The sequence below is a fragment of the Burkholderia vietnamiensis LMG 10929 genome, from assembly GCF_000959445.1.
Taxonomy (GTDB): domain Bacteria; phylum Pseudomonadota; class Gammaproteobacteria; order Burkholderiales; family Burkholderiaceae; genus Burkholderia; species Burkholderia vietnamiensis.
Map to the genome: position 1 here is coordinate 2839908 of NZ_CP009631.1, position 24567 is coordinate 2864474.

Consider the following 24567-nt stretch of genomic DNA (forward strand, 5'->3'; position numbering starts at 1 on the left):
GTGGATGAGGTTTTTAAGCGGACGTTGGCGCACGGAATTTCCGAAGGGTCCGGGTGACGGGCCGTCAGCGAACCCATGCCGCCTCTCGCCGACAGCCCCATGTCCAACCGAACGGAAAGCGATTGCGTGATTCGCGACAGGGTATGTCTCAAGCACGTTGCACACTGTCCATCAGAATCAGGAACAGGAGATGCACACGTGAATACCCGCATGACGAAACCGGCGAGCCACGAGCGCGCCGACCTGGCACGATCATCTCGTTGCCTCCGCAACGATTCCGCAATGCTGCGTATCGCATTGCGCCCGTGGGGATTCGATGCCTGCGTCGTCCAGTCGTGGATCAACGCACTGCCCACACTGGATCGGGCTATCGCGTGGGAGCTCGCGACCGATCGACGGGCGCCCGGCGCGGATATCGTGGTCCACGTCGTCAGGCCGGCGCCGGCAGCGCGCGGGCAGTTCTGCTGGAACGGCATCGGTGCAAACTATGCGCTCAGGCAATCGCTCGCGGCCTGCGGCACGGAGCTCGCTCTTCTGATCGGCGCTTCGGAGCAGATGCCGGCCGAGCGCGTCGGTCACTGGGTCGCCGCCGGGGCATTGCCGCCGGCCGCGGCACTTGCAAGGCTCGGCCGGTTGATCGCGGCCTGTGCCGCGCCGCAGCGGCAGCCGCAGCCGCAGCCGCAGCCGCCGGTGCGACGCACGCTGATGCGCCTGATCTCGCACGATCTGGACATGGCATGAACGGCGTCGCGCGGTGGTCGCGGACGGAACGCCGCACCGCCGCCCGATTGCTTTTACTCCTGCGGCGAATGCCTGCGCACGTCAGGCGGTCATTCCGGCCGCCCCGCTGCATCGGCGCGGCTTGCACCCGCCGGCTTGCCGTACATGCGTGCAAGCTCATTCGCCTCTCGCACGAACTCGGCACGCAAGCCGGCGGGCGCAAGCACCTCGACGTTCGGCCCGAACGAGCGCAACCACCATCGCAAGCGCTGGCTCAATAGCACGGTGCCCTTGACGAAAAGTGCGTCGCCGTCGCGGGTATGCGCCTGATCCTTCGACATCGGCGCTTCGAGCAGATGCTCGCCGGCACCGTTGAGGAACCTGAGCTTGAGCATCACCTCCTTCTCGACCATGAAGTCGAAGCGACGCTGTTGCTTCACATAGGCATCGAGCGAAAAGGTCGGCGGATAGTTAAACGTTTCGAGCAGCGCGCTGGCACGCGTGAAACGGTCCATGCGGTACATCGTCGGTTCGGTCTTGCCCGGCGTACCGCCGACCAGGTAGACGAGCCCGCCAACCTCCACGAACCCGAGCGGCAGAATGATCCTGGCCCGGTCGTTGTCGGTGTTGTGACGCGGGCGATAGACGATTTCGAGCTTGCGCTCTTCAAAGAGTGCGCGTGACACGATGCCGAACAGTTCCCGGTCGATTACCGGGTAATGCAGCGAGAAGCCGCCGCTTTCGACCGCGACCTTGCTCGCCCAGCGCGAATAGCGCCGCTCGGTTTCATTGCTCGTCCGCTGCAGCCGTGCCTCCGCGACGTCGAACATCGACGACAGCGATTCGGCCACCAGTTCCGGAATCTGGCGCGACGAGAAGCGCCGCAACGTCTGCAGCGCGAGCGCTTCGTCGAACGTCATCATCGAGCCAGCCTTGGCGGCCATGCCGCTCGCGCCCGCCTTCTTGCGCCACACCAGCGCGGTGCCGCGTTCGAGCACCTCGACGAGCCCGTCGCGCTCGAGCTTCGCGAGGCGCCGGTTGATCGTCCTGACGGTTGGCGTGTCGAGCGCGGTCCGCGACAGCCAGCGGTGGATATCGGGGGTGCTGATGTAGTCGTCGTGCGTTGCCGCGTCGGGAAGCGCGCGCATGATTTCGCGATCGAGATCGGACATGATGGGTAAGCGTTGCTCGCAAAGAGTCGATCACGGTATATCGACCAGCGATGGCCATTCTTGAGCGCCTCGCCTCCACGCTTCGCGCGAAGCAAGCCCTTCAGGTGACACAGCACGTGCTCGAGCGGACCCATCGGGCGCAGATTCAGGCCGGTGCCAGCGCATGCGGAATCGGATATTCACGCAAACGAACTCGCACCGGAAGCGAGTGTGCCGTGCGGTTCCGACAATTGGTGTCCCGATGACGGATTCACTTCTGCGGCGGCGTGAACTTCGATGTGCATGCAACGATCATCACGACCGTGCCGGGGATGCATGACCTCATGCGACATCAAGACACCGTATGTCCGAACGGGCGTCGACAATACCCGCTCGACAACAACAGGACGATATTCTCGATGCCATTCTCTTCGGACATGCGGCGCTCGACGTTTCAGGCCGAGAACTGCCTCGCGAAAGACGATTCCGATAACAAAGTACAGGTTCGCGTCGATGCAGGGCGAGGCCAGCCGCTGATTGACGACCTCGACTTCAATGACGGTTCAATCAACCGCGCCGCCATGAAAATTCCGCTGAACGAGCGGCCCATGTCCGAGAAAATGCAGCGTGTGGCCAAGTGGATCGCGTGCAACTTCGACAAGCCCGTCAAGGTTCGACAGGCCGCCGATCTCGTCGCGATGAGCGAGCGCACCCTGCTGCGTCACTTTACAAGCGAGATCGGCATGGCACCCAGCGCCTATTTGATGCGTGTCAGGCTGGCACGCGCGTGTGCGATGCTCGCCTTCACCGCGCTCCCGGCAGACTCGATCGCTCGGCGTTGCGGGCTCGGCAGCGGCGAGCATCTCGCGCGCCTGTTTCGCCAGCACTTCGACAAGACCCCGATCGAATATCGGCGAGCACATGCGCATGCGCGTCCGGACATGCGTGCAGTGGAGCGCGATGGCGCGGGGGACGCGCCGAGCTCTTTTCGGTCCGTGCCGTGACCGTCAAGTCGTGCCATGTACCCAGCCGGTACAGCGCATCGGGAGAGATGCTCGAGCGATCTGGTGGCAGCGGCCTTCGCGCGTTCAAACTGGCCCGGCCGGAGCTTCATCAACAATCGCAAGCCGTTTAGCGCATGGCGTCGCTCAAACTCAATCGGCGACAGGCCGAACCATCTCACGTTTCGTGGAGGTCCCAACTCTCTCGAGAAATGGTATGGACACCTCCCTCCCGTATCGTGAGGCGCAGGCAAAAGCGGTCGCCTGGGTGATTCTTGGCTTTGCTTCGCCGAAGTAGCAACGCGGCTATCTCGAATTTACCAAATCCGGTTACACCATGGTTACATGGTCTACGGCTCGACGGCATTGACTCAAGGGGGATTTTCGCCAGTGCTTGATTTGACTGGCCCGCCCTACACGATTCGAACGTGTGACCTACGGCTTAGAAGGCCGCAGTCTATTGTTTAGATCGATATTGATCGACATCCCAACACGTCACTATCTTCTTGATATTTAATCATATTCTAGTCCGACGCCGCACCACGATGTTGACTCGGATTGACTGACATCCCTAGAATTCCCCTACACCACGCCTACACGGCGTTGCAAACGGGGACTACAAGTGACAAAGGAAAATTTCACAATCGAACGGGTCACCGGTTACGAGTGCACGCCAGGACGACAACAGACGATCTATTGAGACAAGAAGCAGCAAGGACTCGGCCTTCGCGTGACGGCATCGGGCGTGAAGTCCTACGTATTCGAGGGCCGTTTGTTTGGCAAGACCATTCGGATCACCATCGGCTCGCCCAACGCATGGCCGCTGGAGCGACACGCCACGACCGACGCGGCGACCGGGAAGACGATCGAACGCCTCGGTGCAAGACAGGAAGCGGCTCGACTCAAAGCGCTGATGGATCGCGGCATTGATCCTCGCGAAGAAAGAGCGGAACAGCGTGCTGAACATGAAGCGCGCAAACTCGACGCGCTCAGGCAAAACGCGACTGTATCGGAAGCATGGGCAGCCTACCTGGACGCACACCGTAGCAAATGGAGTGGTCGACACTACTACGATCACGAAAAGCTCGCACAAGCAGGCGGCCTACCCTGGAAGCGCCGACGTGGGACAACGATTCCTGGGCCGCTGGCGACATTAATGCCGCTCAAGCTGACGGATCTCAATGCCGAGCGAGTGGCTATGTGGCTTGAAGCCGAAGCAGAAAAGCGACCAACGAACACTGAACAGAGTTACCGCAAACTGCGTGCATTCATTCGGTGGTGCGAAGACAAACCGGAATATTCAGGGTCTATTGCACCAAATGCGTATGCCGCTCGCGCTGTGCGCGCAGCCGTACCACGCACCAAGGCCAAAAGTGATTGTCTACAACGAGAACAACTGCTTGTGTGGTTCACGGCCGTACGTCAGATTGACAATCCAGTTATCAGCGCATACTTACAGGGCCTCCTGCTTACCGGAGCTCGCCGCGAAGAACTCGCCGCATTGCGTTGGAAGGACGTGGACTTCCGCTGGCGCAGTCTGACCATGAACGACAAGATCGAGGGGACCGGCGGCCGCACTATCCCACTTACGCCATATCTTGCGAGCCTCCTGACAAATCTCAAGCAGATGAACGAGATACCGCCGAACAGACGGCAGTTGGCCAGCCTCACCGAAAAAGGAAAGTCATGGTCCCCCTCTGAATGGGTGTTCACCAGCAACAGATCAGAGGACGGAAAGATCGCCGAGCCCAGAAAGGCCCACAATAGTGCAATCGAAGCTGCCGGCTTGCCTCACCTTACATTGCATGGACTGCGCCGGTCGTTCGGTACGCTTTCGGAATGGGTTGAAGTCCCTGTCGGTGTTGTTGCCCAGATCCAAGGCCACAAGCCGTCTGCGCTGGCCGAGAAACACTATCGACGTCGACCGCTCGATCTTTTGCGCATGTGGCACGATAAAATTGAATCGTGGATGCTGCAGCAAGCAGGCCTCGGTCATCTCCTTACGCCTGTTGCCGAGACTTACGCGAGGGATGGAGAGGCAAAGACGGCGTCGGGAAGTTGATAGCCGCCGCCTATTCCGGACCATCATTTCCTGAAACGGGAAGCGAAGTCCAGAAGCGTGTCATTAATCGCGTCGCGTTCGGGTGCGAAATGCGCGTCACGATGACAGCTTGGACAGAGTGCGACGCAATTCCAAACGCGATCGCTATTCCTAACGCCAAGGATGTGATGAACGTCGAGAAAGCCCTTATAGCGCGCGATCGCCCCGCACGTCGAGCGTTCACACTTTCCATCCGCGCGCTTGACGACGTCAGCCCGGACACGAGGATCGCGCTTCACTTCGGATCGCGTCACGGCCCGCTCAATTGCACCATCACTTCCATAGCCCGAAGGATCGGGTGCGTAGAGGTCGTCCCACGTGTCGTCGATGGGCGCGCGCAGTTTCACATCCCCCATCCTGACGAGATCCTGCACGCCGGGCCATTGCCAGAGCACATCGGGCACGAAATGGGCGTCTTCGTGTCGGCTGTCCATTAGATACACCGTGGGACTCGAGCCGTTTTTTGCGTGGTTCTTCGTGGCTCGTCCTAAGCGTCCGGCTTTGATCAATTCCTCGCTTACATCCGCCTGACGACGCCAGATCAAACCCAGCTGATCGATTGGCACAAGTGCTGCGTAAGGGACAGTCTCGCCGACGCGCTGGAAGATGAGCGCATGCGAGATGCCGACTTTCACATCACGATCGACGAGCTGGTCGAGCGTTTTATCCCAGTCATTGTCAATGAGGTCCGCTCGCAACTGGGCAGCCGAATAACGTAGGTCGTCCGAACCGCGATGCCGCCAGCAAAGCCGCACGCGCATCTTGATCGTTTCCCCCGGTTCGGATCGCGCGGTAACAACCTGAGCCTGCGAAACCCCTCGCACGATGCGCTCATCAGACAGCACTGTGAATCCTCTGCTTTCTAGAAACGGACGGATCGCGTCGCGACTCAAACGCTCCGCTTCAAAGCTCTCCGGCTTGCGAAATACACGTTCAGTTGGCACGACTGTCTCCGTTGGCTAGGGCATGGTATTGTGGAAGCGGGCCATTTTTCGCAATACGGTTCTGCTTGCTTACAACTCAGAACGGTCACCGGTTTGCTCTGTCGCGTGTGACTGCTATTGGCAGCCGAACGCGGCCGGCCGCAGCCCTGTGACGCACGACCGACGCAGATCGACCCGTAGCGGACCTTCAGTGTTCTCGAGAACAGTCGTTCAGAGCACATCAAACTGACATCGCACGGTATGTCGCAGGCCGCATTGATCGAGTGCTCCCCGGACTACGTCACCGGGGGCGGTAGCGGACTTCCGTCCTCGAATGTTCCAAGAAGCGTGCGCGCTTTTTTTAATAGGCGCTCGATTTCGACGAAAGGTAAATCCCTCTCAAAAAGGGAGACCTCCACCGAATTATTGACATCGCTGCGAAATACTTCGGCAACAACCTCTTCGTGGTCGTTGACGAGCTCGAGTCCAAGTCCATCACGCAGGACGTCTGAGGCCATTTGAAGTCGAAATACTCTACCTATATCTTCGGTCATGATGACTGATCCTTAGAAAGGCGACTCTGTCTTATATGGGATGAGAAATTGTGGACAATGTTAGCCGTGCCGTCGACCGTCCCCTCATGGCCGGACTCGGCCGGCCGCAGCCCCGGCAGGCAGCGACTGGCTCAACCCGACCCTAAAGAGACCGTCAGACCTCCCGCAAGCGGACACTCGGCGCATGAGCAGGTGCCGGAGCGAATTCAGGCGCGAGTTCCAGTCGATGACCTCCCTGGTCATGTGCGTTTTCCAGTCCGTGTGCGTTTAAAGCGAACCGGTGACAGAAAACGTACGACGAGGGAAGGACAGGCGAGGCGGCGGCTGCTATAGCCGCCGAGCCTAGTCGTTCCACCACCCAGGTGTGGGCAGCTTCTTGGTGTAAGGCGAGCACTGCTCGCGAAGAAGTCGCATGCCCTTGTAGTCCAACGTTACGACCGAAACGGCAGGGTCGGTTGGCCACTCCGCAATCGCGAAATCAGCTTCGTACTCTTTGCCTTCAATGCACGCGATATAAGGCTCGCCCTTGAACGGCACAGCCGTAATCGCCCAGATACGCGCTTCTCCATGTCGATCGAGGGTGCCATCGAAGACAGTCGATTGGTAACGATTGCAGGAGGCCTCGGACAATCCAAACATCGGGATGCACGGCGTCTGCCATGTCGTTTGGTAAACCGTGACATCTGCTCCCGATAGAGGGTGCCCTTCTCCAGCGACTACCCGTAACGTAAAGTGCCGGGGGAAGACCCAAGGCCCCGCGTGCCCCCACACCAGGAAAAAGAGCGCCGCAGGAATGGCAACGAAGAGCCAACTTTTTCTAAGCTTCATTCGCGCCTACGCGTCAAATTGAACCGCACCGGCTGCTTCGTCGCCTCACATCCTTTCCCACCTACTTTCCTCACAAATCTCACGCATCGACACGATCAGTCACAAACCGCACTATGGCCCTGCCAGCGGTCGGATTGCGCAGCGCGGTCCACTAGCATCCCACCGTATCAGCGACATTGCTGCTCCTGCTCGCACGGAAGCAAAGTGTCGGGTCCACTGGCTGATTTTTTACAAGTGTTTATTCACGACTTTCATGAAATCAGCAACCGTCAATTCCGGACCTTCAACACTTATTCCAACAAACGTCTCAGCCTCAATTTTTATCGTCTCACCGCCAACATTTATTACCAAAACCTCCAAATCTTGAGAGCCAGCGACACCACCACTCTTATCTACAACTTCCGCTCCGATTTCGGAGATAGCAATAGACAAAGCCTTTCTCAAAGCTTCATCATACTCGTCTCCAACCACAATTTTCACAATATCGCTTTTCATGTTAAAACCCTAGATCCTTACCACCTGTTCGGGTTGCCGATTCAATTATCTGATCCCAACTCTTCCCTTTTGCACGAAGCCACTCTATTGAAGGGCCAAGCTTGTCCCCGTATTTCTCGATATTTCTTGCGTATATCTCTGCAAGCTTATCTGGGGGAGTCAGATTCTTGTATTTAACACCCAGATCACGCCTCATTTGATGGACTCGCCGGGCTATCTGTTCAGGGTTTGATCCCGCTTCACGCATATTGTTTACGACATCCTTTAGATTGTTTACTTCGTCCACATAGGCTTGGCGAAGCGGTGGAAGCTTCTCAACCTTGGCACCATCTCCGGATACTTTACCAGTACCGCCCCCCTCAGTCGCAGTGGTCGCCTTAGCTGCATCCGCCGTCGCATCCGCAGTCTTGGTACCCTCTGCGATAGTCCCTTCAGCCTGAAGCACTTTCCCGGTGGCTGCAGCAGTCTTGCTCAGTTCAGCCCCTTCAGCAGCCCCTACCTTGCCTAAGGCAGCTACCCCCCGAATCCCGCCCTTGACAATCCCAGCCCCACCCGCAGCAAGCGACACGGCCGTCACAATCTTGTCGCCACCGGCCTGGGCTGCATTGCTCATCTTAAACTTGGGTAGCTCGACGGAGCCAGCGCTTGCTCTAACTTCCTGTGCCCCTTGTGTCAGCGCCTCGGCAGACTGCGTTTGCCCAAACACACTTTGCATAGCCGCAGCCTGCTCCATTTGCCCTGCGGTTTGGAGCGTACTGCCTTTGATCAGCAACTCGCCAATATCGGACGGTATATTGGCAATCCCTTTGACAGCGCCTTTCGTCGCCTCCCATGGATGATCTGCGGCCTCACTCAGCTCGTGCTTCGTATTGCCCCACCATTTGGAGAACCAACCCTCCTCTTCTGGTGTTTCCGCTTTCACCGGCGGATTGGCTGAAGACGCAGGGGCGCTCGACATCGACGCCTGACCGTACAATCTGCCGACAGTATTGCCCTTGTCACCCACAGTACGCTCCCCGACTTATTTTTTGCTCATCTGTTCTCGAACCTTCGCCGGCGGGTCGGGCGGAAACTTCGCCCCCTTCGCAATCATCAGCGCCCGCAGACGCTCGAATTTTTCCAAGCGCTCCTTGCCCTCGGGCGACAACCCTGGTGCGGGAGGCGTCTGTGTCGTTCTGACCGGTTGCCCATCCTTATCCAACGAGATGTCGGTGACCGTGGCCTGCTTGGCCTCCGGTTGCAGTGCGTCGATGTCTTTCTGCACGGAGTAGGCCACGCTCACGCCGTTCGTCGTATGGGCGTTGACATCGGCACCATGCTCAACGAGAAAAATCGCAATGTCCGGCTTGGCGACATCGAGCGCGGAATCCAGTGCGGTCCCGCCAATGCTGTCGCGATGATTGATGTTTGCGTGATGTTCGACTAGCAGCTTTACTCGCTCCATCGCGCCGTTGCCTTCCATCGCCCGCTGCAACAGACTCGTGCCATCGCTATCGACCGTATCCGGCGACAAGCCCCCATCGAGCATGGCCTTCAGGTACCGAGTATCTTCATTGGTGATCGCGAAGTACATCGCGCTGCCCAGGCCCTCCACGATTTGAGCGTCCGGCTTTGAGCCATGCGCGATCAGTTCGCTGATCGCGGGGAAATTCTTGGTCGAGATGGCAAACCAAAGCAACGTCATCTCTTGTCGCCCGGGCTTGTTCACGTCGATCCCGGACAACGCCGATTTCAGTTGAGCAACGTCGCCATCGCTGATCGCCTTGGCAGCAGACAGATAGCTGCCGTCAAAATACTTGCTGGGTGAGTTCGCGCTCATATTGCATCCACTTACGATGATTGTTAGTGCAGAGACGGCCGCTAGAGCCATCCACCGCCACCGCGCCGTGTGCCTCACGCTTCGGGCCGGCGAAGTTGTCGTACTGGTCCTCAAGGACGGGTCTCCTGAACGATCGTCGCCTGATCGGCTGTCTTTTGTGCTTCGATGCCATCGATGACCTGATTCATGCCATGGCGTTCAACCGCACCACCCGTTCCCGGAAGGATGTGCGGCGTGCCGACAGCTGTAGGCATCATGCCGTGACTGCCTTCCTGCACCTTCGTCAGGATCTCCCCTTCCACGCGGTACGCCTGAATATCGGATGCCACCGGCGTCCCGCCATAACGCGCTACCGTCGCCGGATTGAGGCCAGCTGCGTTGAACGTGGTCGCAGCCAAGCCACTTGCGCGCGATGCGGCAGAACCCATGCCGCCGCCGAGCGAATGCCCCACAATGTCCACATCGGTTCCACTCTTCTCAAGCGCTCGCCCGATCTTGACTGCACGGTCGTAATAGGCCGAGTTCTTATTGGCCCCTTGAGCGATGTTATTGGCCCAGTCGGACCACTTGTACTTGTCTGTACCCTGAAAAACCACCTGCGTCTTGAAATCGTTGCCGAAAACTCCAGGATCGGGCTCGTAGACCTGGGCACGAAAGTTTGTCCCCGGTATCGAAAAATCGTTGGGCTTCAACTTGAACTGAGCCAGTTTCGCAGGGTCGCTGCTGACGTTCGTCCATCCCTCTGGCGCCGCCTGCGCCGGGTGGTAAACGTTCTCAGCCAAGCGCGCCTTTTCGACGGCCGTATTGTTTTGCTCAAAGCGATTTGCCGCCGCTTCGAGTTTGCTCCGCTCCGGTCCCGGCGGCATCGAAGCAGCTTTCTCCCGTGCCTCGGCAATCTGCGCCTTCCGACCTCGCCAACGGGCAGCCTTTGCTTCCTTCCCGACGTAATTGCCGTTCATCCAGAACTGATCGCCGTGACGCACGACCATCTTGCTCTCGACCCGAACGGTCTTGCTATGGTCGATAGGCCAGCACTTGGCGCCAACGGTTCCGCTTTCGACACCATGTGCCACACCGGCCTGATCGCCGATCGTATCGGGCGCGAAACTCGAATCGAACCGCACGATCGGATTCCCGTTCGCAAAGACCGTCTTCGACGTCATCTGACTGTCGCCGAGGCTCGCCGTGACAGGATAAGGTACGGGCGGCGAGCTACTCCCCATGGGGGTCTTGCATACGTCCGGCATCATCGACACGATGGTCCACTGACCATCCTTGCGAGCCATTACGTTGTCTGCCACGCGTCCTCCGGTTCGCTGCTTGTTTTCGGGACAGCCATTCGCAGCAGAGGCGCATGCCGATCGAGTTCGAAACGTGCCTCGCACACGCGCACCGCCGGCTGCAACGGAAAAACCGCTCGCCATGTAGCCGATACGCGCATTTCCTCGGTATCGATCAAAAGTGTGTCGAGCTTCATCTCGAGTGGCACGATTTCACCGCTCTTGAAGCGAAGCGCCACAAGGGCGCGATGCCCCGGAAGTCTCGCACGCAAAAAGCCTGCACGCGTGTGCTCCGGCTGCGCGAGATTGGCAAGCTCGAAGGCGAGCCCCGGCGCAGGCCATTCGATCTGCTGATCTGCCGGCGCACCATTCCAATAGTGGAAGTCATGATCCACCGGATGGTACGGCCATCTTGTCTTATGCCAGATCTCGTCGTAAGTCCCGGCAAACTGCAAACGGGGTGTCCAGGCGCGCCCGACAACACCCAATCCGACAGGCGTCGTCGCGTAGCGGGCTACGACCTCTTTCATCTGCTTGGCATCCAGCCCCGAAGCGGAATGCTCGGCAACGTCGAGACTGGTTATCGGAACGTCCCATGCTTCGATCTGCGGCGCCGGAATTTCGGCAATCTTCGGCAATGGTCCTGGAAGCGATGATGCACACAACGAGGCGACGACCGACTTATGGGTCGCCCGATCGAGGAAGCGCTTCTCGACCCAACCGCGGCCCAGCGGGTTGGTGAAGCAGACTTCGTTCAGCTCAAGATCCGCGCTCGCCCCCTTTGCGCTCTGCGTGAGGGCGACGCGGCTCGTGCCGCCGTATGCTTGCTCCCAGCGCACTGGAACAGCTCGTGTCGGTTCAGGTTCACCGAGCCTCCACCCGCGCCAGCCCTTCGTAAACGCGCGCGGTCCCGTGACGCGCAGTCCTTTGTCGATGACCATCGTCCCGGCGTCGAATACGCGTACGCGAGCGGGCCACGATGCCGCAGGCGTGCCATGCGGGGCGTGTGCTGTCGCTCGAACCAGGACATCACACTTCGGTTTGAACGGCGCGAGATCGCTTTCCCATTTCACGCTGCTCTTACCCGTTTCGCCTTCGTATTCGTCTGCCATCGTCAACGGGACGGCACTGTCGCCGCTCAGCAGCACGCAACGATGCGTATCGCCCTCGGCGTCGAGCGACTGCGCCGGCTCAAGCCGATACACCGCCTTGAGCGCCACCACGTGGATTTCGTTGCCCGGCACGTCGACGGCATTGAATGCCATCGCATGCAAAGGCGTGAGGTTACGGAACTCCATCGTCGTAGCGCTTAGTTCAGATCGACGGTCTTGCCGTCCACCGTCACCGCGTCAGAACCCAGAATGTCGATACTCGTTCCACTGATCGTGATGTGTCCGCTGCTTTCAAGAACGATCGATGCTTTACCGGTTCGCAACTCGATGCGATCGCCCGCAGTAACCGTATAGGTCTTGCCCACCATCGTGGTTTTCGAAAGGCCGACTTCCTCAGCACTGGCGAGGCCGGCCGCAGTATTGATCGCGCCTGCTACCGTCACCGTATACGCGCCGCCCACGGTCAGTGCTTTCGCCAGCCCCACCGTCTCCGTGGACGTCAGTGCAATCAGAAGATTCTCCATCCCCTCGATCGTCTCGTTCCGGTTGCCGCCGACCGTCAGCGTCTCGTTGTTGCCAACGGTCTCGGTGCGATCCACCCCAACGTGAATAGTCTCGTTGTTGTCGACGGTTTCCGTGCGATCGTGGCCGACGTGTACCGTCTCATCGTGATCGATGTTCTTGGAGCGATCGTTGCCAACCCAGTGCGATTCATTGTGCTCGACCTCGATGCGCTGGTCCTTCTCGGCGTGTAGCCAGACCTCTTCCTCACCCTTCTTGTCCTCGAAGCGAATCGCATTGGCCGTGTTGACGTTACCGGTCTTGGTCGAACGCGTCAGAATCCCGCTCTGTGTGGCGTTGGCCGGCAATGCCCACGGCGGCGTGTTCTGCGAGTTGTAAACGCGCGACGTCACGAGGGGACGGTCCGGATTTCCGTCCAGGAAGCTCACGACCACCTCATCCCCGATTCGCGGAATCTGAATCATCCCGAAACCGCTACCCGCCCACGGCTGGCTCACGCGCACCCAGCAGGAACTCCCTTGGTCGCGTTTGCCGAGACGATCCCAGTGGAACTGCACCTTCACCCGGCCGAGACTATCCGTATAAATCTCCTCGCCTTTCGGACCTACGACGATCGCCGTCTGCGGCCCGACGATCGTCGGACGCTCCCCTTCGAATGCCGGACGGTACGGAATTTTCTTCCGAATGCAGGTGAAGCTGCACGAATACGCCGAACTCCCCTCACCGGGCTCATAGTTGTTCGTGCCGGTGTGTGACACAGTCAGCAACAGGAATTGCCGGTCTTCCTGTTTGGTGCTTGCGTGATCGTAGTGGTCGTCCAGCTCGAAGTATCGGCACGGCATCATCCGCCGACCCGTCGTCACCCCGACGAACGTCTTGCTGTGTGCAGCGAGCGCTTCCGTCCGGAAGCGCGCGAGCTCTTCACCCCGATCGCTGTCAGCGAAGCCATGCTCGCCGAGGTAGTCGTAGATCTCGTAGGACGGTACGTCGCCTTGATTGACCTCCGTTCCACCCGACACGAATCGCCGGGCATGAGGAATCTTGTAGTCGAAAGTTTTCAGTCCGACCGTGTCCGGTGCAAGCTGACGCTGTGCTTGAAATGACGTGATGACGGCGAGATTGTCCATCGCCTCGCCCTGGTTGTATTGCAGCGATGGACTGCGCCCGTCGATCGGCTTCGCGGTCACCGAGTTATCGGCAATGATCAGCTTGTGCCCATCCTTCGCATGCTCGAAGTAATAGAACAAGCCATCCTCTCGCATCAGCCGTTCGACGAAAGCAAGATCCGTCTCACGGTACTGCGTGCAATAGCTGCGATTCTGCGTTCCTTTCGAGAGCCGGAACTCAAACGACGCGAGCTTGCCGTACTCACGAAACACGCGCGCGAGAATCGCCTCTGTATTCTCTTCCTGAAAGATCCGAATGTCCTGCCGGCGAGAGAGCATCCAGAGCCACGGAAGGATCGTTGCGCTGTACATCGCAAAACCACCATCGGTATCGAGATGCGAAAACGCTGCGACGTATCCGTGGAAGTAACGCTCTTCCGAGCTGGCGAGCGCATCGGTCAACTGCAACGTGATTGTCACAGGTTGGCCGATCAGCTTCTTCAGCTCGATATTCTTGTCCTGCGACGCGAGCCGGACATGCATCTCGAAATTCTGAGATAACCCCTCGGTACAATGGAAATCGACGAGCACGAGATCTGATCGACCTTTCAAAGGCGTTTCAATCGTAAACAGGCGATTGCTCTGGAGCTGGAAGAAGCTCGCAATTTCGGACATTTGCATATGTAGCCTCGGAATCTCTCAGCAGAGGGGCAGTTTTTTGTCGGCGCGGCCATTCTAATATGTCTGCGCGCCATTTGGACTAGATGTCGGCCCCGGAAAACGGGGACCGATTATCGCGGATTATTGAATATTTGCAGCGAATGGACCACCTGCTGTCACATTACGAACGTGAAGTCGGGCTGCTTATACGCAGCCTGGCTGAGTTCGCTCGACGCTTCCCCAAGATCGCAGCGCGGCTCGGCATGACTGGCGGCCATGTCGAGGATCTGCACGTCGACCGAATGGTACAGACGTTCGCGTTGCTAGCCGCTCGTGTCGATGCGAAGCTTGATGACGATTACCCGCAATTCATCGAGGCACTTCTCGAAATTGCCTATCCGCAGTATCTGCGCACGGTCCCGTCATGCGCGGTTGCCTCGTTCGACCCAGCGGTTCTGCTCGGTCAGCTTACCGAACCGCTGACGATAGCGCGCGGCACGATGCTGGACGCCAATGCCGCACCGTGCCGCTTCCGTACCGTCTACGACGTCACGTTGTCGCCACTACGTATTCACTCGGCTCGCTATTCACCAGCGACGCTTGCGCCAGCTGCAGCGCGCATCCCGGCAGAAGTGACGGGGATCATTTCGATCACCTTTACAAGCGAATCCGCGTCGCAAGCATTCGACGACGCCGTTCCGTCCGCCCCGGTGCGGGTACATCTGTCCGGAGAGCGGCCGCTCGTCGCCGCGCTTTCCGATACGCTGTTGCTTCGTGTATCGGCCGCCTACGTTGAGGTGGACGAAAGCGGACACTGGACCCGCTTGTCGAAAGTCCCCATTGAGGCGGCCGGCTTTGCCGAAGGCGAGCGATTGTTGCCGAACGAAGGCGACACGAGCGCACAATCGTTCCGGCATCTGATCGAGTATTTTGCCTTCCCCGAGAAGTTTGATTTCGTCGACATCGACCTGGGTCGAATGCGCCGCGCCGCGCGCGCCGAAGCAGCTCGACGACTGACGCTTCACATCGCCGTGCAAGGCACCGCCCATGATTCCGGCGCCGCTCAGATCCTGGCAACGCTGAACATCAGCACGTTCCGATTGTTTTGCACACCGGTCGTCAACCTGTTTGAACGCGCGGCAACGCCTATCCAGCTAACCAGTCACGATGCCACCTATCCGATCACGCCGACCCCGTTGGCGACCGGCATTCCGCTGAGCGTCTACTCGGTTGAAGCCGTGTATCTGGGCGAGCGTACAAAGTCGGGCGAAGACAAGGCCGCCATCGCTTCACATGCGGCACCGCGCGCGCAGGTGTGGCCGTATCGTGCATTCAGTCACGCGCGGCCCATGGATTCGTCCGCCATCTATTGGCTGGCCTACCGAGATCCGGAAGCCATGCCGGACGGCGCGCTGGCGGAATCGCAACTGGCGTTGGTCGACTTAAAGGGTCAAACCGCTCATCCGCGACACCCTCAGGTCGATGTCGATGTCCTGGCGACCAACGGAGCAATGCCGTCCCGGTTGCCGATCGGTGCTCCGGATAGCGATCTTCTGTACGAGGGTTCAGCGCTGGCATGCCCGATTACCCTGCTCTCTCGCCCGACCTTGCCGGCATCCTTGCCGCGTGGCGGCGCGCTTTGGCGCGTTCTGTCGGCACTGGCGCCGCATCCGATCGACCTGACGCGGACCGGACTACCCGCGTTGAAGGAGTTGCTCCGTTTCCATGCCCCGCGTTCCAGCGTAGTTGCCCAACGTTGCATCGACGCGATCGTATCCCTGGACTACAAACCGGCGATCAGGTGGATGTCCCTCGACAACCAGTTCCCGTCGTTTGTTCGCGGTGTGGAAATCCTGCTTTCCTTCTCAGAGGCGGCGACAAGAGATGTCAGCCTGCATCGCTTCTCGGCCGTCATGGACCGGTTCTTCGGCCCGTACGCTCACTCAAACAGCTACGTTCAGCTCGTCGTGTTATCGGCCGAAAGCGGCAAGGAACTTTTGCGATGCGCGCCGCAGCCCGGCACGCAACCGTTGGTCTAGCTCAGTGAACATATCCGGCAAGAATCCCGATACTTCCCCCCGCCTGGAAGCCGACCGTTTGCCCACGCATGATCAATACAGCCGGCGCCTCCGAAATTGCTCGTTGGAGCAGCCAACTAAAGCCGGGGCCTGACAATCCCGCCGCGAGCAATGCGGGATTCATGCCGAGCAACATTGCATCACCCGCCCAGCCATAAATCGCCGACAACGACCCGTCGACGTAAATCGTTCCGCCCTGAAAATCCGATCGCGACAGTTCAGCACCGCGAAACGCGCTCGTCATGTAGATACTGCCGTAACTCGGAAAGTCCAGTGTGGAGCCCGCCGCCCCAACGCTGCGGCCCCGAATCGGCGGCAGCTTGATCTCAGGTGTCGAGAACCTCGGCAATTTGATTTTTGGGATCTTCAGACCCGCGCCGATCCCAACGCCGACGCCACCGTAGTAGAAGCTCTGATCGTGCTTCTCAGGGTCGGTCAGTATGATCGTGCCGCCCGTTGCCATTACGATCTCAATGCTCAGACCGCCGCCTGCCCCGGTGTTATAGGTCCACTTGCTCAGCCTCAGAAATGACATGCCCGCGCCCCAGTGATCTGGTTATTGTCGTGACGGAAGGTTGATCAGCCCACAAACGATAAAGCCCAATCCGAAGGCAGCGAAAAAGACTGCGTTCCCCCAGATTGCATCGAACCGATCGATTCTCGCAGTCGGAATCGGATTCTCGGCAAGATAGCGCACCTGCGGTCGATCGCCGACGGCCATTTTTGACACGATACCGCCTTGCGGATACGAAACGTGTTCGCCTGACTTGGTCATGAACTCGATTTCAGGGTGATAACCGCCCGCGTTCAACTTCACCACTTCGCCCGGCACCATGATTGACGTCCGCATGAATTCACGCGTCAGCTGAACGTTTATAGCCGCTGCGATCAAAAAGCCGACTCCGATCACGACAAAGACTACGACTTTGTACATAAATGTGCTCGCTCGTCAAATAGCAGTCGGGATGATACACAACGCGAGCCCGGAAGATGGGACTATCCCACAGCATTCCAGTGCCTCAAGAGAGTGCACGTCGGAACGCACAACCGACGCGCGCAACAAAAATAACCTTGTCTATTCTCGCGCTATGTCCGCGACCGAAAACTCATAACTCCGCACACGATCGCGAACGCCGCCATGATGGTAAAAACGATCGGCAAATCCCAGACCGCGGCGAAGACATTCATCGTTGCGCTGCCATCAGGATCGTCGGCTCGGTATCGCACCTCGACGCGCTGACCGAGCTCCACTTTCGTGACAATCCCGCCTTGCGGATACGAAATCTGCTGTCCTGTCTTGGTGGTGAATTGAATCTCGGAATGGTATCCGCCAGCATTGAGTTTAACGACGAGGCCCGGTACCACAATTGACGTTCGAAGAAACTCTCTAGTCGACTGTGCGCAGATTGCAGCAGCAACAAGAAGGCCCACCCCAATCACAATGGCACTGATGCCCTTAAACATGACGCCCTCGTTTACACTCCTTACAATTATTCGGGTGCTCCATGCTGATCGTATCAGCCTGCCAAATTCTAAAACATCCTCACCTGGACGCCAGGCTGTCCGCCTGGTGCGCTATCAGACCTTGGTCGGCAAATGGCGGCGCTTGCGAATGGTCTTCGGATTTGCCGTCATCTCTAGATAGGCGCACAGTCGACACCAGTGCCCGTTTCTGATCGTATTCGGCGTCGCGAACCAACGATGCCCAATATGGCATTCCCACTCAAGCCTCGTGCTGGAGTTCACATACTCCGTCGAGACGCAGCGACCGCCGCGGTCCCTTGCGATTGTTCGCATCAGCTTCAACCCTAGCTTCCGGCCGTCGTACGCACACACACGGCACCACCTCCCCGCAACGATTGCCCCCGGCACTGCCGACCAGCGATGGCCATGTGCGCATGCCCATTCAAGTTTCGTCGCGGCGTTCTTGTAGGTACGAGACAGGCACCGGCCGCCATGCTCTTTCGCTAAGCGTCGCATATCGGAGATGTCATATACGTTGCCCTGGTTCTGGCATTTCGGGCACCACGATCCTCGAAAGATCTTCGCTCCCTGCGCATCCCATTCGTGACCATGCCCGCAACGAAACCGGTAATAGGCATCGTTTCCGATGTACTCGGTCGCAAGACAAATGCCGCCACGTTTCAACGCATGGGCCTGCATCGCCTGGAGGCCGTCAGCACGACGATACGCTACCGACTTCCGTGCATTGGCACATTCTCGGCACCACGCACCCCTCGTCACCTCATAACCGACCGTCTCCCATTCGTGGCCTTCCGCACACCGAAAGCGGTAACGATCTGAAAGCTTAGTGTAGGTCGTAGACAAGCACTTCCCGCCGCGATCCCGCGCGACCGCACGCAAGCGCTTCATCCCGTCCGGATCGGACATCCGCTTTGAATGCTCCGCACGCGCGCATAACACGCACCACGATCCCTTCTGCAAGTTGCCAGCCGTCTTCTCGAACGTGTGTCCTTCACGGCAAACGAACCGGTAGCGCGCCATACGACCGGCATATTTAGCGGACAAACAACGCCCGCCGGCCTGTCGCGCAAGTTGATCAAGCTGTCGCAGCGACTCCTCCTCACGGCAGGTAGAACATGCGATGAGGTTGTAGTACAGATGCGAACCGGATCGGCTGACCTCATGGCCGTTGCTGCAACGGAAGCGATATTGAGCATTCCATCCCCGCCAATCAGATTCCAGCAGCTTCAATCCGTACGGCGAAAGCGCCTCGCGTACTCGTTTCAATTGGTCAACTGACAATGCCCCTACTCCGCGTAATTGATCTACTTTGCGCAGATGTCGCGACACCCACGACAAAATATCAGCATCCACTCGTTGCCTGTGTACGATACCGCAGATCCGATCGATCAATTCGCATACACCACTGCCAATTGGCGCATCAACCAATTTTTAACGATCGGCGAGCATCCCGCACTTGTGCTCGATTCCAATTTCTTTCAACCACATATCACCTTCCTGAACACGGCCAGCTATGGCCGCTCCGTCGATGCATTTCCGCGTCGGCGCACTTCGCTCAGGAGTTTCCGTGATCTCTGATCCCCCTACCTTTGTGCTGATCGGGCTGGGCCTCGCGCTCGTCGCCATGTTCGCGGTGGGTTTCTATTGGCTCGCCACCAAGGACCGGCCGACACGTCCACATTCCCCCGTCGCTCCCCCGCTGGCTCCCGACGCTGCCGTCCCGCGTGCCGTCGATGTCGACGAATTCGAAGAATGGGAAGCGTTCGCCCCGTATCCCGATCACGTCGTCCACACGGCGCATGAAGCCAGCGTCGAATCGGGCGATAGCTATCCGCCGTTCGGCCGGCGCGAAGAACCTGCCTACGCGTCCTCTGCAACCGAAGCTCGCCACGACCTGCACGACGCGATCGAATCGTTGATGGGCGAACCGAGCAAGCCTGATCCGGCGCCGACCAAGGCCGCGCCATCATCGTCCGGGTCATCAATCCGCTGCCCGCGTTGTCTGTCCTCGCGTATCGACACGCGCAATCGCGCCCGCAAGGCCGGCAGCACGATCGGCAGCGTTGCGGGGGCGACAGGTGGCATGACAGCCGCCCTCGCCGGTGCGGAAACCGGCGCAGTCGTTGGTTCGATCGCCGGACCACTTGGTACGGTCTTCGGCGGACTCGCGGGCGCTGTGATCGCAGGACTCGTCGGCAGCGCCGCGGGCTGCGCAGCCGGGTCTGTTGATGTCCACGCAGAACTGACCCACCTGAGGCTGTAGTTTTCATCGAATTTTGACCCACGTGATTGAATGCCCTGCTCAATCTTTGAGCAGGGGATACAGAGGTGATCACGGTGGGCATATTGGCCAAGATCAGGCGGATGTATTTCCGCGAGAAGGTCCCGCTGCGCGAGATTGCGAGGCGCACGGGCCTGTCCCGGAACACGGTGCGCAGCTGGCTTCGGCAAACGGATGCCGTTGAGCCGAAGTACCCGAAGCGCGTCAGCCCGAGCGTCGTCGACGAGTGGGCCGCGCAACTGACGGGCTGGCTGCGGGCAGACAGTCATCGCCCGAAGCGTGACCGGCGCACGGCCCGGTTCATGTTCGAGGCCATCCGCGGCGAGGGCTACGCCGGCAGCTACGGCCGCGTCAGCGCCTTCGTGAGACGCTGGCACGAGGAGCAGGCTGAAGCACCGCGCAGGAAGGCCTATGTACCGCTGGCCTTCGAACCCGGCGAAGCATTCCAGTTTGACTGGAGCTGCGAATACGCCTTCATCGGCGGGTTGCGGCGACGCCTGGAGGTCGCCCACGTCAAGCTCAATGCCAGCCGGGCGTTCTGGCTGGTCGCCTATCCGACCCAGAGTCACGAGATGCTGTTCGATGCGCACGCCCGCGCATTCGCCGCGTTCGGCGGCGTGCCGCGCCGCGGCATCTACGACAACATGAAGACCGCCGTGGACAAGGTCGGCCGCGGCAAGGAGCGCGCGGTCAACGCCCGCTTCGAGGCAATGTGCGGCCATTACCTGTTCGAGCCGGAATTCTGCAACCGTGCCGCCGGCTGGGAGAAGGGCATCGTTGAGAAGAACGTGCAGGACCGGCGCCGCCAGATCTGGCACGAGGCTGCGCTACGACGCTGGGAAACGCTGGAGCTTCTGAACGAATGGGTCGCGGGCCAGTGTCGTCAGGCCTGGCAGATGCGGCACCCGCAGTGGCCCGAGCTGACGGTCGAGGACGTGCTGCAGGACGAGCGCACCAGGCTGATGCCCAATCCACGCCCGTTCGACGGCTATGTCGAGCAGACCCTGCGGGTGTCGTCGACCAGCCTCATCCACTTCCAGCGCAACCGCTACAGCGTGCCCACCGAGTATACGAACCAGCTGGTGAGCGTGCGCTGCTATCCGGCATATCTCAGCGTCGTCGCCGACGCCCAGGAGATCGCACGCCACGAACGCAGCTTCGAGCGGCACATGACCTTCTACGACTGGCGCCATTACATCACACTGGTCGAGCGCAAACCCGGCGCGTTGCGCAATGGTGCTCCGTTCGTCACGATGCCACAGCCGCTGCAGCAGTTGCAGCGACACCTACTGAAGCACCCGGGAGGCGATCGCATTGAACCGCCCCGAGTTTTGTGGAGGCTCCAACTCTTGAGAGAATGGAGCCATGAACAAGAAGCCAAGCAAGTTTTCCCCGGAAGTCCGAGAGCGCGCAGTGCGCCTCGTACGCGAGCAGCGTAGCGAGCACCCGTCGATGTGGGCGGCAGTCGAATCGATTGCGCCGATGATCGGCTGCACGCCGCAGACGTTGTTGGATTGGGTTAAGCGCGACGAGGTCGACCGTGGAGAGCGCGATGGCGTGAGTACGGCCGAGCGTGAACGCATCAAGGCCTTGGAGCGCGAGGTCAAGGAACTGCGCCGGACCAATGAGATTCTCAAACTGGCGAGCGCGTTTTTCGCCCAGGCGGAGCTCGACCGCCGTTTCAAGTCCTGAAGGCCTTCATTGATCAGCATCGCGACACCTTCGGGGTCGAGCCGATCTGCAAGGTCTTGCGGATTGCCCCGTCGGGCTACCGACGCCATGCAGCACAACTTCGCGATCCGTCGAAGCGCTGCGCCCGCGCGAAACGCGATGAGCTTTTGCAACCGGAGATCAAGCGTGTCTGGCAGGCCAACATGCAGGTCTACGGCGTGCCGAAGGTCTGGAAGCAGATGAACCGGGAAGGCATTGCAGTGGCACGCTGCACGGTCGGACGGTTGATGAAACTGCAGGGCTTGCGTGGCGCAGTTCGCGGTAAGCGTGTTCGCACGACGATTCCCGAGGTGACCGCGCCGCGCCCGCTGGACCGAGTCAACCGGCAGTTCAAGGCTGACCGACCGAATCAGCTCTGGGTGTCGGATTTTACGTATGTCTCGACATGGCAAGGCTGGCTGTACGTGGCATTCGTGATCGACGTGTTTGCCCGCCGTATTGTTGGCTGGCGCGTCAGCTCGTCGATGACCACGGACTTCGTTCTGGATGCACTTGAACAAGCGCTGTACGCCCGCCAACCGGGTGAGGACGGGACTTTGATTCATCATTCCGACAGAGGGTCTCAATACGTCAGCATCCGCTACAGCGAACGGCTGGCTGAGGCCGGCATCGAGCCGTCGGTCGGCAGCCGGGGCGACAGCTACGACAATGCGCTGGCCGAGACGATCAACGGCCTGTACAAGACGGAACTGATTCATCGGCGCGCCCCTTGGAAAACGAGGGAATCCGTCGAACTGGCAACGCTGGAATGGGTCGCCTGGTACAACCGTCATCGGCTGATGGAACCGCTCGGCTATATCCCGCCTGCTGAAGCTGAGGCAAACTACTACAGGCAACTCAGAAATGCCGCTGACGTGTCCGCATTAACTTAAACCAACCAGCCTCCACGATTCCCGGTGCGGTTCACATCATGACGCAGGTGCTCGCCGCGGTGCGCGAACACGGACTCGATGCCGTGCTGCTTGCCGTGCAGGCAGCGCTGGACTCGGGACGCCCCAGTGGGGAGCACGTTCTGAACGTGCTGAGCCGGTTGAAGGCGCCCATCGGAATTGAGGCCGTGCAGCGCCACGGCAAGCGCGTGCGCTACTTCTCGACCGTCGAGCTGACCAACGCACTGGAGCAGGAGATGTCCATCGGCAAACAAGGCCAGATCGCCCATAAGCTGATGTACGTCGACCTGGTAATCCTCGACGAACTGGGCTACCTGCCGTTCAGCCAGACCGGTGGCGCATTGCTGTTCCACTTGCTCTCGAAGCTGTATGAACACACGAGTGTCGTGATCACCACCAACCTCAGCTTCGGCGAGTGGGCGACCGTGTTCGGGGACGCAAAGATGACGACGGCGCTGCTGGACCGCGTCACCCATCACTGCCACATCGTCGAAACGGGCAATGAATCCTGGCGCTTCAAGTCCAGTTCTGCCAAGGCGAAGGCAACCAGAAAGAGAGCAGCAAAAGCAGCAGGCAGTGAGGAGTTATCCACACCGGAATAGATGTACTACGCTGTCTCGGGGTGGGTCAGATTTAGATGAAAACGGTGGGTCAAGATTCGGTGGAAATCAACACTTGGACATCTCGTTGATGTACTAAGCGCGTCGAAGGATGTTTTCACGATTGCATCCTTCATGGATAAGGTTCAAGACCCTGAGTTTGTTGAGTCGCAGCGATACGCGGAGCTTCTAGTCGCGGAAATACCCGCTCTGCGCCTCACTGAAGCCATCACTGCGTTGTTTAAGGAGCGGCGGACACTCGATCTTGGCAAATTGCGATTTTTAACGCGGGCGTTGCTTGACGCTCTTTCGCCTACGCAGACAAACAATTATCTGGCCGTTGTCTCTGACGAACTGCGCATTGCCACCGAGGATGCGGCAATCCGAACGGCGCTGCGCTTGCTAAAGCCCGAACTCTGGCAGAATTTGCAGGAACTCCCTCGGCTGCGGATCGAGAACAAGCTGATCGCTGGCATCAAGTCCGGCGAAGTGCTGCAGTCAGGCAAAACTAGCTCCCCACTGGCTACGTGGTCGAACACTTTCCTGGGCCACTTCTCTTTGCGCAAAGAGGCGGCGCGAGCGCTTGTTTCTCGCTTGGAAGACTCAAACCCGAATGCGAGACTCTACGTAGTCAAGTTCTTCTTTGTGCAGCTTGATGAGGTATTGCTCGAACCTACTCTCATTTCTAGAGCGGTGCGCGCAGTCGCGAACGCGGTCAAGAACGGTGAAGAGCCGGTGCGTAGCAGGCTCATAAATGCCGTGACCGCGCTAAACGCGGACTGGCAGAAGCGATTCGCCGACGCGCTAGAGAGCGAGACGGACCCGGACAATCCGGGGGTTCTACTGGACGACGGCACGCCTTTCCTATCGTCACCCGCGAATGAAGAAGACGACATTCCGTTCTGATGGCGGGACGGCAGCGGTAAAATCGCACCACACTCTCGCCACAGCGGGAGTGCAGCAGCCCCCCCCTACCGATCCTAACCAAGCGGTTAAGGCGAGATTGTAAGTGCTTGAATAAGCGAAGATTTCTGGCCCGCCCTACACGATTCGAACGTGTGACCTACGGCTTAGAAGGCCGTTGCTCTATCCAACTGAGCTAAGGGCGGTCGAGAGAAAAGACACGGCGACACAAACACAACCCAGGCCGCATGCAACGCACAGGCGCTTCGAGCCATACCAGAACCACCCACTCGAAGCCCCGAAACGAAACGGGCCCGGCATGAAGCCG

21 protein-coding genes, 2 tRNA genes, 3 pseudogenes and 1 other annotated feature are annotated in these 24567 nt (G+C 59.2%); of the genes and pseudogenes, 10 read left to right on the top strand and 16 right to left on the bottom strand.

Annotated elements, in window-relative coordinates:
- Positions 1 to 198 precede the first annotated feature (198 nt).
- A complete protein-coding gene (locus tag AK36_RS22765; protein WP_224019393.1) occupies positions 199 to 741 on the top strand; it encodes a hypothetical protein in 543 nt (180 codons plus the stop codon).
- Between the two features lie 89 nt (positions 742 to 830).
- On the opposite strand, the gene AK36_RS22770 is transcribed toward AK36_RS22765, so the two are convergent.
- The gene (locus AK36_RS22770; protein WP_011884360.1) at positions 831 to 1892 is read right to left on the bottom strand and encodes a helix-turn-helix transcriptional regulator; all 1062 of its coding nucleotides are present in this window, start codon (positions 1890 to 1892) and stop codon (positions 831 to 833) included.
- 266 nt (positions 1893 to 2158) lie between these two features.
- Here AK36_RS22770 and AK36_RS22775 point away from each other — a divergent pair, with 266 nt between their 5' ends.
- A complete protein-coding gene (locus AK36_RS22775; protein WP_014722825.1) occupies positions 2159 to 2875 on the top strand; it encodes a helix-turn-helix domain-containing protein in 717 nt (238 codons plus the stop codon).
- 401 nt (positions 2876 to 3276) lie between these two features.
- On the opposite strand, the gene AK36_RS33605 is transcribed toward AK36_RS22775, so the two are convergent.
- Positions 3277 to 3429, bottom strand: a tRNA-Arg gene (locus AK36_RS33605).
- A 65-nt stretch (positions 3430 to 3494) separates the two neighbouring features.
- Here AK36_RS33605 and AK36_RS31660 point away from each other — a divergent pair.
- Positions 3495 to 4934 (top strand): annotated as a pseudogene (locus AK36_RS31660) (tyrosine-type recombinase/integrase).
- A 23-nt stretch (positions 4935 to 4957) separates the two neighbouring features.
- Here AK36_RS31660 and AK36_RS31665 read toward each other — a convergent pair.
- The 9 genes from AK36_RS31665 to AK36_RS22810 form a co-directional block, all read right to left on the bottom strand.
- Positions 4958 to 5917, bottom strand: coding sequence for an HNH endonuclease signature motif containing protein (locus tag AK36_RS31665; protein ID WP_080938724.1), 960 nt, complete (start codon positions 5915 to 5917; stop codon positions 4958 to 4960).
- Between the two features lie 275 nt (positions 5918 to 6192).
- A complete protein-coding gene (locus AK36_RS31670) occupies positions 6193 to 6450 on the bottom strand; it encodes a hypothetical protein (RefSeq protein WP_080938725.1) in 258 nt (85 codons plus the stop codon).
- Positions 6451 to 6792: 342 nt separating this feature from the next.
- On the bottom strand, positions 6793 to 7278 hold the full coding sequence (locus AK36_RS22790) for a hypothetical protein (RefSeq protein WP_052691570.1): 486 nt from the start codon (positions 7276 to 7278) through the stop codon (positions 6793 to 6795).
- Between the two features lie 228 nt (positions 7279 to 7506).
- A complete protein-coding gene (locus AK36_RS33300; protein ID WP_126220114.1) occupies positions 7507 to 7773 on the bottom strand; it encodes a hypothetical protein in 267 nt (88 codons plus the stop codon).
- Position 7774: 1 nt separating this feature from the next.
- Positions 7775 to 8779 carry a hypothetical protein gene (locus tag AK36_RS34080; protein WP_174479790.1) on the bottom strand — a complete coding sequence of 335 codons (1005 nt, stop codon included), beginning with the start codon at positions 8777 to 8779 and terminating at the stop codon, positions 7775 to 7777.
- A 15-nt stretch (positions 8780 to 8794) separates the two neighbouring features.
- The gene (locus AK36_RS22795; protein WP_045579254.1) at positions 8795 to 9592 is read right to left on the bottom strand and encodes an ankyrin repeat domain-containing protein; all 798 of its coding nucleotides are present in this window, start codon (positions 9590 to 9592) and stop codon (positions 8795 to 8797) included.
- A 110-nt stretch (positions 9593 to 9702) separates the two neighbouring features.
- Entirely contained in the window at positions 9703 to 10893 is a 1191-nt protein-coding gene (locus AK36_RS22800) for a DUF4150 domain-containing protein (RefSeq protein WP_045579255.1), read from the bottom strand.
- A complete protein-coding gene (locus AK36_RS22805) occupies positions 10878 to 12170 on the bottom strand; it encodes a DUF2169 family type VI secretion system accessory protein (RefSeq protein WP_045579256.1) in 1293 nt (430 codons plus the stop codon). Before AK36_RS22805 ends, AK36_RS22800 begins: the two co-directional genes overlap by 16 nt.
- 11 nt (positions 12171 to 12181) lie before the next feature.
- Entirely contained in the window at positions 12182 to 14293 is a 2112-nt protein-coding gene (locus tag AK36_RS22810) for a type VI secretion system Vgr family protein (protein WP_045579257.1), read from the bottom strand.
- Between the two features lie 140 nt (positions 14294 to 14433).
- Between AK36_RS22810 and tssF the strand changes: the two genes are divergently transcribed.
- On the top strand, positions 14434 to 16311 hold the full coding sequence (tssF, locus tag AK36_RS22815; protein WP_045579258.1) for a type VI secretion system baseplate subunit TssF: 1878 nt from the start codon (positions 14434 to 14436) through the stop codon (positions 16309 to 16311).
- A gap of 1 nt (position 16312) precedes the next feature.
- On the opposite strand, the gene AK36_RS22820 is transcribed toward tssF, so the two are convergent.
- From AK36_RS22820 to AK36_RS31680, 4 genes are all read right to left on the bottom strand, one after another.
- Positions 16313 to 16885, bottom strand: coding sequence for a hypothetical protein (locus AK36_RS22820; RefSeq protein WP_045579259.1), 573 nt, complete (start codon positions 16883 to 16885; stop codon positions 16313 to 16315).
- Between the two features lie 21 nt (positions 16886 to 16906).
- Entirely contained in the window at positions 16907 to 17284 is a 378-nt protein-coding gene (locus tag AK36_RS22825) for a DUF3592 domain-containing protein (RefSeq protein ID WP_045579260.1), read from the bottom strand.
- 152 nt (positions 17285 to 17436) lie between these two features.
- The gene (locus AK36_RS22830; protein WP_045579261.1) at positions 17437 to 17814 is read right to left on the bottom strand and encodes a DUF3592 domain-containing protein; all 378 of its coding nucleotides are present in this window, start codon (positions 17812 to 17814) and stop codon (positions 17437 to 17439) included.
- Positions 17815 to 17928: 114 nt separating this feature from the next.
- Complete coding sequence (locus AK36_RS31680) at positions 17929 to 19116, bottom strand: hypothetical protein (RefSeq protein WP_080938726.1); 1188 nt, start codon at positions 19114 to 19116, stop codon at positions 17929 to 17931.
- A 75-nt stretch (positions 19117 to 19191) separates the two neighbouring features.
- Here AK36_RS31680 and AK36_RS33305 point away from each other — a divergent pair, with 75 nt between their 5' ends.
- From AK36_RS33305 to AK36_RS22860, 6 genes and pseudogenes are all read left to right on the top strand, one after another.
- On the top strand, positions 19192 to 19413 hold the full coding sequence (locus AK36_RS33305; protein WP_126220110.1) for a hypothetical protein: 222 nt from the start codon (positions 19192 to 19194) through the stop codon (positions 19411 to 19413).
- Positions 19403 to 20098: a complement resistance protein TraT gene (locus AK36_RS34395; protein WP_224383376.1), complete on the top strand. Its 696-nt coding sequence runs from the start codon at positions 19403 to 19405 to the stop codon at positions 20096 to 20098. The genes AK36_RS33305 and AK36_RS34395 overlap by 11 nt, the downstream gene beginning before the upstream one ends.
- Before the next feature lie 74 nt (positions 20099 to 20172).
- Positions 20173 to 21432 (top strand): annotated as a pseudogene (istA, locus tag AK36_RS22840) (IS21 family transposase); the annotation flags it as partial.
- 49 nt (positions 21433 to 21481) lie between these two features.
- A protein-coding gene (locus tag AK36_RS22850) for an IS3 family transposase (RefSeq protein ID WP_106919311.1) occupies positions 21482 to 22719 on the top strand; the annotation gives its coding sequence in 2 pieces (ribosomal slippage) (positions 21482 to 21773 and positions 21773 to 22719; 1239 coding nt in all).
- Positions 21763 to 21879 (top strand) — a sequence feature (AL1L pseudoknot). (Overlaps the previous gene by 117 nt.)
- Positions 22720 to 22883: 164 nt before the next feature.
- Positions 22884 to 23339 (top strand): annotated as a pseudogene (locus tag AK36_RS22855) (ATP-binding protein); the annotation flags it as partial.
- A gap of 132 nt (positions 23340 to 23471) precedes the next feature.
- Positions 23472 to 24242, top strand: coding sequence for a hypothetical protein (locus AK36_RS22860; protein WP_045579263.1), 771 nt, complete (start codon positions 23472 to 23474; stop codon positions 24240 to 24242).
- Between the two features lie 126 nt (positions 24243 to 24368).
- On the opposite strand, the gene AK36_RS22865 is transcribed toward AK36_RS22860, so the two are convergent.
- Positions 24369 to 24445, bottom strand: a tRNA-Arg gene (locus tag AK36_RS22865).
- Positions 24446 to 24567 lie beyond the last annotated feature (122 nt).